The organism is Aquibaculum sediminis (assembly GCF_040712085.1).
GTDB lineage: Bacteria > Pseudomonadota > Alphaproteobacteria > Kiloniellales > DSM-21159 > Aquibaculum > Aquibaculum sediminis.
On the sequence record NZ_JBFCVK010000003.1, the window covers coordinates 68,916 to 82,267 of the forward strand.

10 protein-coding genes are annotated in these 13,352 nt (G+C 67.3%); 6 read left to right on the plus strand and 4 right to left on the minus strand.

From position 1 onward, the window contains the following. Window positions 1-5 precede the first annotated feature (5 nt). Both ABZ720_RS05390 and ABZ720_RS05395 read left to right on the plus strand, forming a co-directional pair. Window positions 6-1,031 carry a GlxA family transcriptional regulator gene (locus ABZ720_RS05390; protein ID WP_366554486.1) on the plus strand — a complete coding sequence of 342 codons (1,026 nt, stop codon included), beginning with the start codon at window positions 6-8 and terminating at the stop codon, window positions 1,029-1,031. Between the two features lie 122 nt (window positions 1,032-1,153). Further along, window positions 1,154-1,330 (plus strand): PLDc N-terminal domain-containing protein, encoded by a 177-nt coding sequence (locus tag ABZ720_RS05395; protein WP_366554487.1) that lies wholly within the window; start codon window positions 1,154-1,156, stop codon window positions 1,328-1,330. A 35-nt stretch (window positions 1,331-1,365) separates the two neighbouring features. On the opposite strand, the gene ABZ720_RS05400 is transcribed toward ABZ720_RS05395, so the two are convergent. Together ABZ720_RS05400 and ABZ720_RS05405 are read right to left on the minus strand one after the other, a co-directional pair. Continuing rightward, the gene (locus ABZ720_RS05400) at window positions 1,366-2,184 is read right to left on the minus strand and encodes an ion transporter (protein ID WP_366554488.1); all 819 of its coding nucleotides are present in this window, start codon (window positions 2,182-2,184) and stop codon (window positions 1,366-1,368) included. A 109-nt stretch (window positions 2,185-2,293) separates the two neighbouring features. Beyond that, on the minus strand, window positions 2,294-3,016 hold the full coding sequence (locus tag ABZ720_RS05405; RefSeq protein WP_366554489.1) for a fumarylacetoacetate hydrolase family protein: 723 nt from the start codon (window positions 3,014-3,016) through the stop codon (window positions 2,294-2,296). Between the two features lie 270 nt (window positions 3,017-3,286). Here ABZ720_RS05405 and ABZ720_RS05410 point away from each other — a divergent pair, with 270 nt between their 5' ends. The 3 genes from ABZ720_RS05410 to ABZ720_RS05420 are packed head-to-tail and all read left to right on the plus strand — an operon-like array spanning window position 3,287 to window position 7,361. After that, complete coding sequence (locus tag ABZ720_RS05410) at window positions 3,287-4,084, plus strand: enoyl-CoA hydratase-related protein (RefSeq protein ID WP_366554490.1); 798 nt, start codon at window positions 3,287-3,289, stop codon at window positions 4,082-4,084. Between the two features lie 5 nt (window positions 4,085-4,089). Then, on the plus strand, window positions 4,090-5,250 hold the full coding sequence (locus tag ABZ720_RS05415) for an acyl-CoA dehydrogenase family protein (RefSeq protein WP_366554491.1): 1,161 nt from the start codon (window positions 4,090-4,092) through the stop codon (window positions 5,248-5,250). A gap of 14 nt (window positions 5,251-5,264) precedes the next feature. Further along, window positions 5,265-7,361, plus strand: a complete 2,097-nt coding sequence (locus tag ABZ720_RS05420; RefSeq protein ID WP_366554492.1) for an acetate--CoA ligase family protein — start codon at window positions 5,265-5,267, stop codon at window positions 7,359-7,361. 34 nt (window positions 7,362-7,395) lie between these two features. Here the strand turns inward: ABZ720_RS05420 and ABZ720_RS05425 are convergent, their stop codons facing one another. Together ABZ720_RS05425 and ABZ720_RS05430 are read right to left on the minus strand one after the other, a co-directional pair. Continuing rightward, a complete protein-coding gene (locus ABZ720_RS05425) occupies window positions 7,396-8,775 on the minus strand; it encodes an MFS transporter (RefSeq protein WP_366554493.1) in 1,380 nt (459 codons plus the stop codon). 101 nt (window positions 8,776-8,876) lie between these two features. Further along, window positions 8,877-10,388, minus strand: a complete 1,512-nt coding sequence (locus ABZ720_RS05430; protein WP_366554494.1) for an AMP nucleosidase — start codon at window positions 10,386-10,388, stop codon at window positions 8,877-8,879. Between the two features lie 194 nt (window positions 10,389-10,582). Here ABZ720_RS05430 and secA point away from each other — a divergent pair, with 194 nt between their 5' ends. After that, window positions 10,583-13,333 carry a preprotein translocase subunit SecA gene (secA, locus tag ABZ720_RS05435; RefSeq protein ID WP_366554495.1) on the plus strand — a complete coding sequence of 917 codons (2,751 nt, stop codon included), beginning with the start codon at window positions 10,583-10,585 and terminating at the stop codon, window positions 13,331-13,333. Window positions 13,334-13,352: the final 19 nt, after the last annotated feature.

Here is a 13,352-nt window from a genome sequence, read left to right on the forward strand (position 1 = left end):
GCTTCATGCCGGGAACACCGCCCCTCATCCGGGTCAGCCTGCTGGCCCTGCCGGAATCCTATCCCGCCGTGCTCTACTGCCTGCACGAGCTTTTCGGCTGCGTCGGCCGCACCTGGCAGAGTGTGACCGGCGAGCCCGAAGATGTCGCTTGCCGCTTTGCGCCCCACTTGGTCTCGCACAGCGGCCGGCCGCAGCGCTCGCCCGCCGGCTTGCTTATCGCCGTGGAGGCCGCTCTCGACGAAGGGCCGCCGCCCGACATTGTCATCGTCACCGATCTCGGCATGTCGAACGATGCGCACCCGCGCGGGCGCTGGCAGGAAGAGGCGGCATGGTTGCGCCGAAGGCATGAAGCGGGCGCGGTGATCTGTTCCGTCTGCTCCGGCGCCCTCTTCCTCGCCGAGGCAGGCCTGCTCGACGGGCTCGAAGCCACAACTCACTGGGCCGCAACGGGCCTCTTCCGTCGCCACTATCCCCAGGTCCGTCTGCGGGCCGAACGCATCCTCTGTCCCGCGGGCGAGGGGCAGAGGATCGTCACCGCGGGCGGCGCCTCCTCCTGGACCGACCTGGCGCTCTATCTGGTGGCCCGCTTCGCCGGCGAAACCGAGGCCCGGCGCATGGGCCGAATCTTCATCATCGGCGACACCTCGGGCGGGCAGCAGCCCTTCGCTGCATTGGCCCGTCCGCGCCAGCATGAGGATGCCGCCGTCGGCCGAGCCCAGGCCTGGATCGCCCTCAACTACACCTGCACTCATCCGGTGACCCGCATGGCGGAGGTGGCCGGCCTGTCGGAGCGCACCTTCTCGCGCCGCTTCCGCAAGGCGACAGGCTATGCGCCGGTGGATTATGTCCAGTCCCTGCGCCTGGAGGAAGCCAAGCAGATGCTGGAGAGCAGCAGCGCGCCGGTGGACGCGGTGGCGCTGGAGGTCGGCTACGCCGACCCGGCCTTCTTCCGCAGCCTCTTCAAGCGCGCCGTCGGCCTCTCTCCCGCCCGCTACCGCCAGCGCTTCGCCCGTTGTTTCGAGCCAAGATGAGGTCGTTAAACGGCCCTTTGGAATTTCTGCTTCGCTGCGAGGCAGGACTTGACGTTATGCTGTCGCTTCCCAGTTGAGCCTGGACCGGCAGCAATGCCTCCACGACAAAGGATAAATGATCCATGGGTATCGAAGTCGGCCTGCTTGGCCTCATTCTCCTCGTTCTGGTCGTCTATGCCATCATCAAGACCGTCGGCTCCTCCGCCTCGGCCATGGGCAAGGCGATCTGGATCGTGGTTCTGCTGGTCTTCCCCTTCGTCGGCTTCATCGCCTGGCTGATCCTCGGGCCGCGCAGCTGACCTGATCGGTCAACCCAACGACCTGAGCGCGGCGATCACTCGCCGCGTTCGCCTTTCAGTTCGGCCACTTCCTGTCGCAGGCTGCGCAGTTCGCGCAGAATGGTCTCGGCATCGGCGTGGGCTTGTTCGCGCTCGGCCTCGATCTCCGCCTGCTGCCCGGCCTGCATGGCATCGACGATGATGCCGATGAAGAGGTTGAGGACGGTAAAGGAGGTCATGAGGATGAAGGGCACGAAGAAGAGCCAGGCCAACGGATAGGTCTCCATCACCGGCCGCACGATGCCCATGGACCAGGATTCCAGGGTCATGATCTGGAACAGTGTGTAGGCCGAGGCGCCGATGGTCCCGAACCAGTCCGGGAAGCTGGCGGCAAAGAGCTTGGTCGCCATCACCGCAAAGACGTAATAGAGCAGCCCCAGCAGCGCGACGATCGAGCCCATGCCCGGCAGGGCCGCCAGCAAGGCTCCGACCACCCGGCGCATGGAGGGCACGGCGGAGATGAGGCGCAGCACGCGCAGCACCCTGAGCGCCCGCAGCACCGAGAGATTGCCCGTGGCCGGTACCAGGGCGATACCGACCACGAGGAAGTCGAAGAGGTTCCAGGGATCGCGGTGGAAGCGCCGGCCGTAGACCAGGATCTTCATCGTCAGTTCGACCACGAAGACCGAGAGAATAAGTTTGTCCAGGGTCTGCAGCAGGCCGCCGGCCGCCGCCATGGCGCGCTCGCTGGTCTCCAGGCCCAGGGTGACGGCGTTGATGACGATCAACGCCGTGATCACCTGCTGAAAGCGGTTGCTTTCCACCAGGGTCTGCAACCGGCCGCGCAGCCCCCCCTGCTTGTGCGTGTCTTGCATGCTTGTCCCTCTCCCGCTGCTGCGGAGCAGCAGATTGGACAGGCCGCGGCCGGACGCAAGCGCTAGATCGGGCTGCGCCGCAATCGAATGCTGGCGTCCGGGCTCAGCCTCAGACCATGCGCACGCTCAGGCGATCGATGTCGGCCCAGGTGCAGGTCATAGTCTGAGCGCGCTCCACCGGCCCCACGCCGTCCGGCGTGCCGGTCATGATCAGGTCCCCCGGCTCCAGGCGGACCAGGCCGGAAAGGCAGGAAACGATCTCCGGCGTCTTCCAGATCATCAAGGAAATATCGCTGTCCTGCCGGGTCTCGCCGTCCACGGCCAGGGTGATCCGGCCGCTGTCCGGGTGACCGATGCGCGCCGCCGGATGAAGGGCCGTGCAGGGCGCGGACTGGTCGAAGCCCTTAGCCATGGCCCAGGGCCGGCGCATCTGCTTGGCCTCGTTCTGCATGTCGCGGCGGGTCAGGTCGATGCCCAGGCCGTAGCCGAAGACATGATCCAGCGCCCGCTCCACCGGAATGTCGACGCCCCCCTTACCGATCGCCACCACCAGTTCCAGTTCGAAGTGCAGGCTGCTGGTGGCCGGCGGATAGGCCACATCGCCGCCTTCCGGCACGATGGCATCGGCTGGCTTCGCGAAGAAGAAGGGCGGTTCGCGCTCGGGATCGCCGCCCATCTCATGGGCATGGGCCACATAGTTGCGGCCGACACAGTAGATGCGCCGCACAGGAAAGCGGCGACTGTCGCCGGCGACCGGCAGGCTGGGCAGCGGCGGCGGGGGAACGACGTAGGCGTCCTGGGTTTGCGCTTGCTCGGACACTTGCTCTGACATGGCGGGCAGAAACCTCCTGCGGCTCGGATGGGCTGTCGCGTGGACCAGGCTCCGGCATAGCGCGATTGGGCCCCAGCTTCCACCCGATCCGCCCTTGCGACGGCAGGCGGCCGGACGCAGTCTGAACCGATCCAGCCGGAAACCGGCTGTTTCGTGCAAGCCGAAACCGGCCGTGCCGTTAGCATCGCGGCCCTGCCTGCCCCGGGTCCGCAAGCGCCCTGTTGCGCCGGCCCCTCGGCAGCCGGCAGGCCCCAGCCCAGGAGGAATTGCATGACCGACGCCGTCAGACTCGAACGCCGCGGGCGGGTCCTCGAGATCACGCTTCACCGGCCCAAGGTGAACGCCATCGACCGGGCCACCTCCATTGCCCTGGGCGAGGCCTTCGTGCTGCTGCGCGATGATCCGGAGCTGCGCTGCGGCATCGTCACCGCCGCCGGCGACCGCATCTTCTCGGCCGGCTGGGACCTCAAGGCCGCCAACGAGGAGGAGGAGGTCGGCCGCTGGTGGCATATCGACTATGGTCCGGGCAGCTTTGCCGGCATCACCGAGCTCTGGGACCTGAACAAGCCGGTGATCTGCGCCATCAACGGGCTCTGTCTCGGCGGCGGCCTGGAACTGGCGATCGCCTGCGACCTGCTGGTCGCCGGCGAGCACGTGGAGTTCGCCCTGCCGGAGCTGCCGCTGGGCATCATCCCGGACAGCGGCGGCGTGCAGCGGGTGCCGCGCCGCCTGCCCTACAACATCGCCATGGAGATGCTGCTACTCGGCCGGCGCATGCCGGCGGCCGAGGCGCTGCATCACGGCATGATCAACGCGGTGGTGCCCAAGGACCAGCCGCTGGAGAAGGCCCGTGAATGGGCCGAGCAGATCGCGTCGGGCGCCCCACTCACCGTGCAGGCGATCAAGGCGATCCTGCGCGAGTGCGAGACCCTCTCTATCCGCCAGTCCTTCGAGCTGCTGCGCAGCGGCAAGCTGGAGGCCTTCGAGAAGGCGGTTGATTCCGAAGACGCCAAGGAAGGCGTGCTCGCCTTCTCCGAAAAACGCCCGGCCGACTTCAAGGGACGGTAACAGAGATGGATTTCGCCCTCACCGAAGAGCAGAGCATGCTCGTCGAGTCCGTTCGCGCCTTCTGCGAGCGGGAGCTCTATCCCCACGAGGACCAGGTCGAGCAGAGCGATGAGGTGCCGCCGGAGCTGGCGCAGGAAATCCGCGACAAGGCGCTGAAAGCCGGCTTCTATGCCGCCAACATGCCCGAGGAGCTGGGCGGCGGCGGCCTGGACGCGGTGGAGCTGGCGCTCTTCGAGCGCGAGCTCGGCCGGCCCAACTACGCCCTGCAGTCCTTTGTCGTGCGCCCCAGCAACATCCTGCAGGGCTGCGAAGGCGACCAGCGGGAAAGCTACCTGCTGCCCGCCATTCGCGGCGAACGCATGGACTGCCTGGCCATGACCGAGCCCGGCGCCGGCTCCGACGTGCGCGGCATGTCGACCCGGGCCGTGCGCGACGGCGGCGACTGGATCGTGAACGGCCAGAAGCACTTCATCAGCCACGCCGATGTGGCGGACTTCTGCATTCTTTTCGCGGTCACCGGCGAGGAGGAGACACCGCGCGGACCGCGCAAGCGCATCTCCTCCTTCCTGGTGGACCACGACACGGCCGGTCTCGAGGTGCGGCCCGGTCCGCGGCCGGTCTCGCATCGCGGCTACAAGAACTGCGAGCTCTACTTCACCGACTGCCGTATTCCCGGCTCGGCCCTGCTGGGCGAGGAGGGCAGGGGTTTCGAACTGGCCAACACCTGGCTCGGTGCCTCGCGCCTGACGGTCGCGACCATGTGCGTCGGCCGCGCCCAGCGGGTCATGGACCTGGCAGTGGACTGGGCCGCCCAACGCAAGCAGTTCGGCCAGCCCATCGGGCGCAACCAGGGCGTCGGCTTCAAGCTCGCCGACATGGCCACCGACATCCGCGCCGCCGAACTGCTCACCCTCATGGCCGCCTGGAACCACGGCCAGGGTCGCATGACCGATCAGGACGCGGCCATGGCCAAGGTCTTCGCCTCGGAAATGTTGGCGCGCGTCACCGACGAGGCGGTGCAGATCTACGGCGGCATGGGCCTGATGGATTCACTGCCGCTGGAGCGCTTCTGGCGCGATGCGCGCATCGAACGCATCTGGGACGGCACCAGCGAGATCCAGCGCCACATCATCGCCCGCAGCCTGCTGCGCCCGCTGGGGGCGTAAAGGCCGGCGAGCCCATGACCCGCGCTACTCTTCGCCGCCTGCTGCAACCGCGTTCCATCGCCTTCATCGGTGGGCATCATGCCGAACTGGCCCTGCGCCAGTGCCGGGCCATCGGCTATGAGGGCGCCGTCTGGCCGGTGAACCCAAAGCGAGAGTGCCTCGGCGGCATCGGCTGCTACCCCTCGATTGCCGCCCTGCCCGAGGCACCGGACGCGGCGCTCGTGGCCGTACCGGCGGCGCCGACGGTCGACGTGGTGCGAGAGCTTCGGGAGGCCGGTGCTGGCGGGGCTGTCTGCTTCGCGACCGGCTTTGCCGAGGTCGGCGGCGAGGGGGTTCGGCTGCAGCAGGCCCTCACCGCAGCGGCCGGCGACATGGCCCTGGTCGGGCCCAACTGCACCGGCCTCCTCAACTACCTGGACGGCGCCGCCCTCTGGCCCGACGAGCAGGGCGGCGAGCGTTGCCGGCGCGGGGCGGCGATCCTCAGCCAGTCGGGCAACGTGGCGATCAATCTCACCATGCAGGAACGCTCCCTGCCGCTGTCCTATGTCATCAGCCTGGGCAATCAGGCGGGGCTCGGCATCGCCGACTACATCGAGGGCCTGCTGGAAGATCCGCGGGTCACCGCCATCGGGCTCTACCTGGAGCAGTTGCACGACGTCCCCGCCTTCGCCCGTGCGGCGCGCCAGGCCCTGGAGAAGGGCGTGCCGCTGGTGGTTCTGAAGCTGGGCGCCTCCGAGTCCGGCGCGCGCTCGGTGATGAGCCACACCTCCGCGCTGGCCGGCTCCGACGCCCTCTACCAGGCGCTGTTCGAGCGGAGTGGCGTGGTGCGGGTCGACAGCCCGGCGGCGCTGCTGGAGACGCTGAAGCTCTTCACCGTCTCCGGCATTCCCGCCGGCCGCCGGCTCATCTCGCTCTCCTGCTCCGGCGGGGAGGCTGCGCTGGTGGGCGACCTCGTGGAGGTGCGCTCGCTGCCGCTTGAGTTCCCGCAGCCGGATGTGGCGCGGGCTGAACGGCTGTCCGGCCTGCTCCGAATCCCGGCAGCGGCGGTTGCCAATCCCTTCGACTACAACACGGCGCACTGGGGCGATGCCGCAGCGCTGGAGCCGGCCTTTGCCGAGTCGCTTGAAGCGGTCGACATGGGCCTGCTGCTGCTCGACTACCCGCGCGCCGGCCGCGGCGACCCCGCCGCCTGGGAAGCCAGCGAGCAGGCTTTCGTCGCCGCCAGCCGGGGACGAGGCCAGGTGGCCGCCATTGCCTCGACGCTGGCCGAAAGCCTGCCCGCGTCCGTGCGCGAACGCCTCATCGCGGCGGGCATCGCGCCGCTCCAGGGACTGAGCGAAGCCCTGACGGCCCTGGCCGCCGCAGGAGATTACGGCGCGCGCCGCCCTGCCCTGCTTGCCGAGCCGGCAGCACCGCCTCTGCCCGCAGCGCCCTTCACGGCGGAAGGACGGTTGTTGAGTGAAGCCGAGGGCAAGGCGCGCCTGGCCGGCTATGGCCTCAACGTGCCGGAGGGCCGCGTGGTCCAGGCAAGCGAGGTCGTGGAGACCGCCGCAGCGCTCGGCTGGCCGCTGGTGCTGAAGGCGGTGCACCCCGCGCTGGCTCACAAGACCGAGGCCGGCGCCGTCGCCTTGAATCTGCGCTCCGCCGACGCGGTGGAAGACGCGCTCGCCGCGATGCGCCATCGCTTGGCAGGTGGCCCGGCGAGCGATGCTGCCTTCCTGGTCGAGCGCATGGTCGAGGACAGCGTGGCCGAGGTGATCCTGGGCCTGCAGGTCTCGCCCCCCTTCGGCCCGTCGCTGCTGCTCGGCTCCGGCGGCATCCTGGCGGAACTGGTGGGCGACAGCGTCAGCCTCCTGCTGCCCACCAGCGAGGCCGCGGTCCGTGAAGCGCTGGGCACGCTAAAGGTAAACCGCCTGCTCAACGGCTGGCGCGGCCGCCCGGCCGGGGACGTCGAGGCGGTCGTGCAGGCCGCCATGGCACTCGCCCGCTTCGCGGAAGCAGAAGCCAGCCGCCTGCTGGAGTGCGACATCAACCCGCTTCTCGTCCGCCCGGCGGGAATGGGGGCGGTGGCGGCGGACGTGCTCCTTAGGCTCTGCCCGAGACCTGACTGACAAGGACTGGTTTGGCGCTGATGGGCGCCCGGCTTCAGGTCTTGGTGCCGGGCCAGTGCGGGTGATGGCTGTCGATGACGAAGACATGTCGGTGCCGCTGTGGCGTGTGGCGGTGCGCATGCCGGTGCGGCTCCGGTCCCTCCCAGCCTTCATGCTCGTGCTGGTGATGCTCGTCATGCACGTGCAGGTGCTCGTGCGTCACGGCTTCATGGCGATGCTCCAATTCCAGGGGATCACGCTTCGGCCACACTGCCGCCCCAGCCGCAGTTGCAGCCAGGGTCACGAAAGCCAAGATCACGAAAGCCACCGGCAAGCCAAGGCTGCTGCCGGTCCAGCCGGCGAGGGGATAGCCAATCAGCCAGCAGCCGTGCGAGAGAGCGAAATGTGCCGCGTAAACGGCAGGCCGGTCGGCTTCATGCGCTGAACGGCGCAGCAGCCGCCCCGCCGGAGTCTGGACCAGCGACGAGCCGGCGCCGAGCAGGAACCAGATGATCAGCAGTGTGGTGAGATCTGGCTCCGTCAACCCGAGCAGCAGACCTGTGCCCAACAGGAGACCGCCAGACAGCATGAAAGGCCGGTCGGGATGCCGATCGAGCAGGCGCGGCAGCAGCAAGGCGACCATCATCGAGCCTGCCCCGACGGCAGCGAAGGCTAGGGCCGTTTCGCTCTCCGAGCCGCCGAGACGCTCGCGCACGTAGACCACTGTGTTGACAATGACCATTGCGCCGGCGCTTGCCACAGCCAGCGACAAGGCCAGAAGACCACGCAGACGCGGCGTCTCCAGGTAGGCACGAAGGCCGAAGGCGACGTTCCGCCAGATGCCGCGCTCGCGCTCGGTTGGCCGCGGAGAGGGCAGCCGCACTGACAGCACCAGCAGCGCGGAAACCAAGAACGCTGCTGCATTGACCGCGAACAGGGTGTCGTAGGCTACCACCACCAGCGCCGCCGCCGCGACGACCGGACTCAGCAGGTTCTCCAGATCGTAAGCGAGACGCGAAAGCGACAGGGCCCTGGTATAGCGGGCTTCGTCAGGGAGTACGTCGGGGATCGTCGCCTGGAATGTCGGAGTGAAGCCGGCTGAGCAGGCATTCAGCAGGAAGATCAGCGCATAGACCTGCCAGATTTCGGTGACGAAGGGCAGACACACAACGAAGCCGGCGCGGGCGATATCGAGGCCGATCAGCATTGACCTGCGCGGCAGTCGATGCGCGAAGCCACCCACAAAGGGCGCCACACCCACATAGGCCACCATCTTCAGTGCCAACGCCGTCCCAAGCACGGCACCAGCCTCGCCTCCGGCAAGATCATAGGCCAAAAGCGCCAGCGCCACGGTCGAAAGCCCCGTGCCCGCGAGGGCGATGACCTGGGCCATGAAGAGATGGCGGTATGTGCGATCCGCAAGCGGTGCCAACATGGAATAGCCTCAACCGGCACCGGGCGATGGCACGAGTGTGCAATCAAGCACTTCTATTCCGCCTACGTACTGCCTTGATGCCTCCATCCCACCGGCTGCCACTACTGGAAAGCCACCTCGGCGAAGCTTCTCAGCTTGCGCGAATGCAGGCGCTCGCGCTCCTGGCGACGCAGGCGCTCCATGGCCTTCAGACCGATCTCCAGGTGCTGGCCGACCCGCTCGCGGTAGAATTCGCCTGCCATGCCCGGCAGCTTGATCTCGCCGTGCAGCGGCTTGTCGGAGACGCAGAGCAGGGTGCCGTAGGGGACGCGAAAGCGGAAGCCGTTGGCCGCAATCGCCGCCGATTCCATGTCCAGTGCGATGGCGCGCGACTGCGACAGGCGGCGGATGATCGCGGCGTGGTCGCCCAGTTCCCAGTTGCGGTTGTCGACGCTGGCCACCGTACCGGTGCGCATCACCCGCTTCAGGTCGTAGCCGGACAGGCCGGTCACTTCGACCACCGCCTGCTCCAGCGCCACCTGCATCTCGGCCAGCGCCGGGATCGGCACCCACAGCGGCAGTTCCTCGTCCAGAACGTGGTCCTCGCGGACATAGCCGTGGGCCAGGACATAGTCGCCGAGCTGCTGGCTGTTCCGCAGCCCGGCGCAGTGCCCCAGCATCAACCAGGCATGCGGGCGCAGCACCGCGATGTGGTCGGTGATGGTGCGTGCGTTGGAGGGGCCGATGCCGACGTTGACCATGGTGATCCCGCCATGATCCGGGGCCACCAGATGATAAGCCGGCATCTGCGGCAGGCGTTCCGGCGGCTCCGGAGCTCGCACCGACTCGCCAAAGCGCGCATTGCGCGTGACCACCTCGCCCGGCTCCACAAAGGCATCGTACTCCGGGTCGCCGGCCGCCATGCGCTCACGCCCCATGCGCACGAAGGCATCAATGTAGAACTGGTAGTTGGTGAAGATCACCAGGTTCTGGAAATGCCGCGGCATGGTGCCGGTGTAGTGCGACAGGCGGTGCAGGGAGTAGTCGATCCGCGCCGCCCGGAAAAGCGCCAGCGGCTCGGGCGCCCCCGCAGTGTGGACAAAGGTCCCATTGGCGATGGCATCGTCCATCGTCCCCAGGTCAGGCGTGTCGAAGAGGTCGCGCAGCGGCGGCTCGATCGGCCCCGCTGCGCGGCGCAGCGCCGCCGTCTCCAGACTGACATCGCGCTTGTAGGCGAAATGGACCGGGATCGCCTCCTCGGATTCGCCCACCGTGAGCGGCAAACCATGGTTGCGGAGCAGCAGGTCGAACTGTTCGCGAAGATAAGGCCCGAAGAGATCCGGGCGGGTGAGGGTCGTTTCGTAGAACCCCGGCCCCTGCACGAAGCCATAGGACAGGCGCGAATCCAGCCGCGCGTGGCTGGTCGCTGCCATGCGAACGAAAGGATAGGTCGCGCGCACGCGCCGGGCCGGCGGATCGCCCTGCAGGTAGCGCTCGAAGTGGGCACGAAGGAAGGCCGTGTTGCGCTCGTAGATCCGCTCGATCTGCGCCAGCGCCTGCTCGACATCCGAAAAATCGGCTGTTTCCAGCGTTTCTGGTGTTATGACGCCATTTGCTGCATCGTTCCAAGCCATGGGGTCGAGCTTTCACCCTTGCTGTGGCAAGTCAAGGAGCAAGGGCGTGCGGAAAAGGGTATCCCTGCTAGAGCGTCTCGCCCATCGCGCGTTGACTTGAGCGGGGTCGACCCATATTTCTCAGGCACGGTCCCCGTGCCGTACCTGCGCGCCGGCCGCGCGGCGGCGTTTTTCCAGTCCGTATCGAGGGATTCATGTTCAGCGCGATTGCAAAGCGCGTTTTTGGTTCTGCCAACGATCGCTTCATCAAGTCGCTGCGCCGAGAGGTGGCAGCGATCAATGACCTGGAACCCGAGCTGGAAAAGCTGGACGACGCGGCGCTTGCCGCCCGGACCCAGCATTTCCGCGAGCGCCTGGAGAAGGGCGAGAGCCTGGACGACCTGATGGCCGAGGCTTTCGCGACGGTCCGTGAGGCCGCCAAGCGCACCCTGGGTCAGCGTCACTTCGACGTCCAGCTGATCGGCGGCATGGTGCTGCACCGCGGCCAGATCGCGGAGATGAAGACGGGTGAAGGCAAGACCCTGGTCGCCACTCTGGCCGTCTACCTCAATGCCTTGTCCGGCAAGGGCGTTCACGTCATCACGGTGAACGACTACCTGGCCACGCGCGACGCCGAGTGGATGGGACAGATTTACCGCTTCCTCGGCCTGAGCGTCGGCACCATCGTGCACGGCCTGCCCGACCCGGTGCGCCGCGAGCAGTATGCCTGCGACGTGACCTATGGCACCAACAACGAGTTCGGCTTCGACTACCTGCGCGACAATATGAAGTACCGGCTGGAGGACATGGTCCAGCGCGACTTCAACTTCGCCATCGTCGACGAGGTCGACTCGATCCTGATCGACGAAAGCCGCACGCCGCTCATCATCTCCGGTCCGGCCGAGGACTCCAGCCAGCACTACCGGGCGATGGATCAGGTCCTCCCGCATCTCACCGAGGAGCACTACGAGAAGGATGAGAAGCTGCGCGCGGTCACGCTGACCGATGCCGGCGTGGAGAAGGTCGAGGAGGTGCTGCGCGAATTGGGGCTGATGGAGAGCGGCGGTCTCTACGACATCCAGAACGTCTCCCTGCTGCACCACGTGACCCAGGCGCTGCGCGCCCACAAGCTTTTCGCCCGCGACACGGACTACATCGTCAAGGATGACAAGGTCATCATCATCGACGAGTTCACCGGACGCATGATGGAAGGCCGGCGTTATTCCGAGGGCCTGCACCAGGCGCTCGAGGCCAAGGAAGGTGTGACGGTCCAGCAGGAAAACCAGACGCTGGCCTCGATCACCTTCCAGAACTACTTCCGCCTCTATCCCAAGCTGGCGGGCATGACCGGTACGGCCATGACCGAGGCGTCCGAGTTTGCCGACATCTACAGCCTCGAGGTCGTGGAGATCCCCACGAACGTGGCCGTGGCCCGTGTCGACAACGACGACGAGGTCTACCGCTCGCAGCGGGAGAAGTACGACGCCATCATCGAGCAGATCGAGGACTGCCGCCAACGCGGCCAGCCGGTGCTGGTGGGCACGGTCTCCATCGAGAAATCGGAGTTCCTGGCGAACCTGCTCCAGCAGAAGAAGATTCCGCACCACGTGCTGAATGCCCGCTATCACGAGCAGGAAGCCTACATCATCGCCCAGGCCGGCGCCCCGGGAGGGGTGACCATCGCCACCAACATGGCCGGGCGCGGCACCGACATTCAGCTCGGCGGCAACGTCGAAATGCGCGTGGCCCAGGAATCGGGCGATATCGTCGACGACACGGCCCGGGCCAAGCGCGAGGCGGAAATCCGCGCCGAGGTTGAGAAGAACCGCGAGATCGTGCTGCAGGCCGGCGGACTTTTCGTGCTCGGCACCGAGCGCCACGAAAGCCGGCGCATCGACAACCAGCTGCGCGGCCGCTCGGGACGTCAGGGCGATCCCGGCGCCTCCAAATTCTTCCTCTCCCTGGAAGACGACCTCATGCGCATCTTCGGCTCCGAGCGCATGGACACCATGCTCCGGCGCCTGGGCCTGAAGGACGGCGAGGCCATCGTGCATCCCTGGGTCAACAAGGCCCTGGAAAAGGCGCAGCAGAAGGTCGAGGCCCGCAACTACGATATCCGCAAGAACCTGCTCAAGTACGACGACGTGATGAACGACCAGCGCAAGGTCGTGTTCGAGCAGCGCAAGGAGATGATGCGGGCCGAGGATGTGCGCGACACCGTGCTGTCCATGCGCGCCGAGGTGCTGGAGGACATGGTCGCCCGCTGCATCCCGCCGAAGGCCTATGCGGAGCAGTGGGCAGTCGACTCGCTGCACGAGGAGGTGCGGCGTGTCTTTGGTCTCGACATGCCGATCAAGGACTGGGCCCAGGAGGAGGGGATCGCCGATCAGGAGATCCTGGACCGCCTGCGCCAGGCCATCGACGCCCGCATGGCCGAAAAGGACGAGAGCTTCGGTCCGGAGATCATGCGTTCGGCGGAAAAGCAGATCCTGCTGGCCGTCCTCGACAAGCAGTGGAAGGAGCACCTGCTGGCGCTCGACCACCTGCGCCACGGCATCGGCCTGCGTGCCTACGGACAGCGCGATCCGCTGAACGAGTACAAGCGCGAAGCCTTCGAGATGTTCGAGACCATGCTCTCGCGGGTGCGCGAAGAGGTGACGCTCCTGCTCTCCCATGTGCAGATCCGCGGGCCCGAGGCGCCAAACGTGCCGCGCCCGCAGCAGGAGATGCATGAAAGCCGCCAGGATCCGGCCCTGGCCGCCGCGGGCGAAGCCACACCGGGCGACAGTGCCGGACCGGCCGAAGCAGGCCCAGCGCGCCCGGCGGCACAGCCCAGCATCAACCGCTCTCCCGAGGCCGCCTTCGATCCGGAAGACCCGGCCACCTGGGGCCGCATCGGGCGCAACGCTCCCTGTCCCTGCGGATCGGGCAAGAAGTACAAGCACTGCCACGGCAGCCTGGCCTGACCGGGGGACGCTCGCTGCT

Excerpts from the sequence above, each read along its gene's own strand:
- ABZ720_RS05390 (WP_366554486.1), top strand. The coding sequence starts at position 6 with ATGCCGGGAACACCGCCCCTCATCCGGGTCAGCCTGCTGGCCCTGCCG.
- ABZ720_RS05395 (WP_366554487.1), top strand. The coding sequence starts at position 1,154 with ATGGGTATCGAAGTCGGCCTGCTTGGCCTCATTCTCCTCGTTCTGGTC.
- ABZ720_RS05400 (WP_366554488.1), bottom strand. The coding sequence starts at position 2,184 with ATGCAAGACACGCACAAGCAGGGGGGGCTGCGCGGCCGGTTGCAGACC.
- ABZ720_RS05405 (WP_366554489.1), bottom strand. The coding sequence starts at position 3,016 with ATGTCAGAGCAAGTGTCCGAGCAAGCGCAAACCCAGGACGCCTACGTC.
- ABZ720_RS05410 (WP_366554490.1), top strand. The coding sequence starts at position 3,287 with ATGACCGACGCCGTCAGACTCGAACGCCGCGGGCGGGTCCTCGAGATC.
- ABZ720_RS05415 (WP_366554491.1), top strand. The coding sequence starts at position 4,090 with ATGGATTTCGCCCTCACCGAAGAGCAGAGCATGCTCGTCGAGTCCGTT.
- ABZ720_RS05420 (WP_366554492.1), top strand. The coding sequence starts at position 5,265 with ATGACCCGCGCTACTCTTCGCCGCCTGCTGCAACCGCGTTCCATCGCC.
- ABZ720_RS05425 (WP_366554493.1), bottom strand. The coding sequence starts at position 8,775 with ATGTTGGCACCGCTTGCGGATCGCACATACCGCCATCTCTTCATGGCC.
- ABZ720_RS05430 (WP_366554494.1), bottom strand. The coding sequence starts at position 10,388 with ATGGCTTGGAACGATGCAGCAAATGGCGTCATAACACCAGAAACGCTG.
- secA (WP_366554495.1), top strand. The coding sequence starts at position 10,583 with ATGTTCAGCGCGATTGCAAAGCGCGTTTTTGGTTCTGCCAACGATCGC.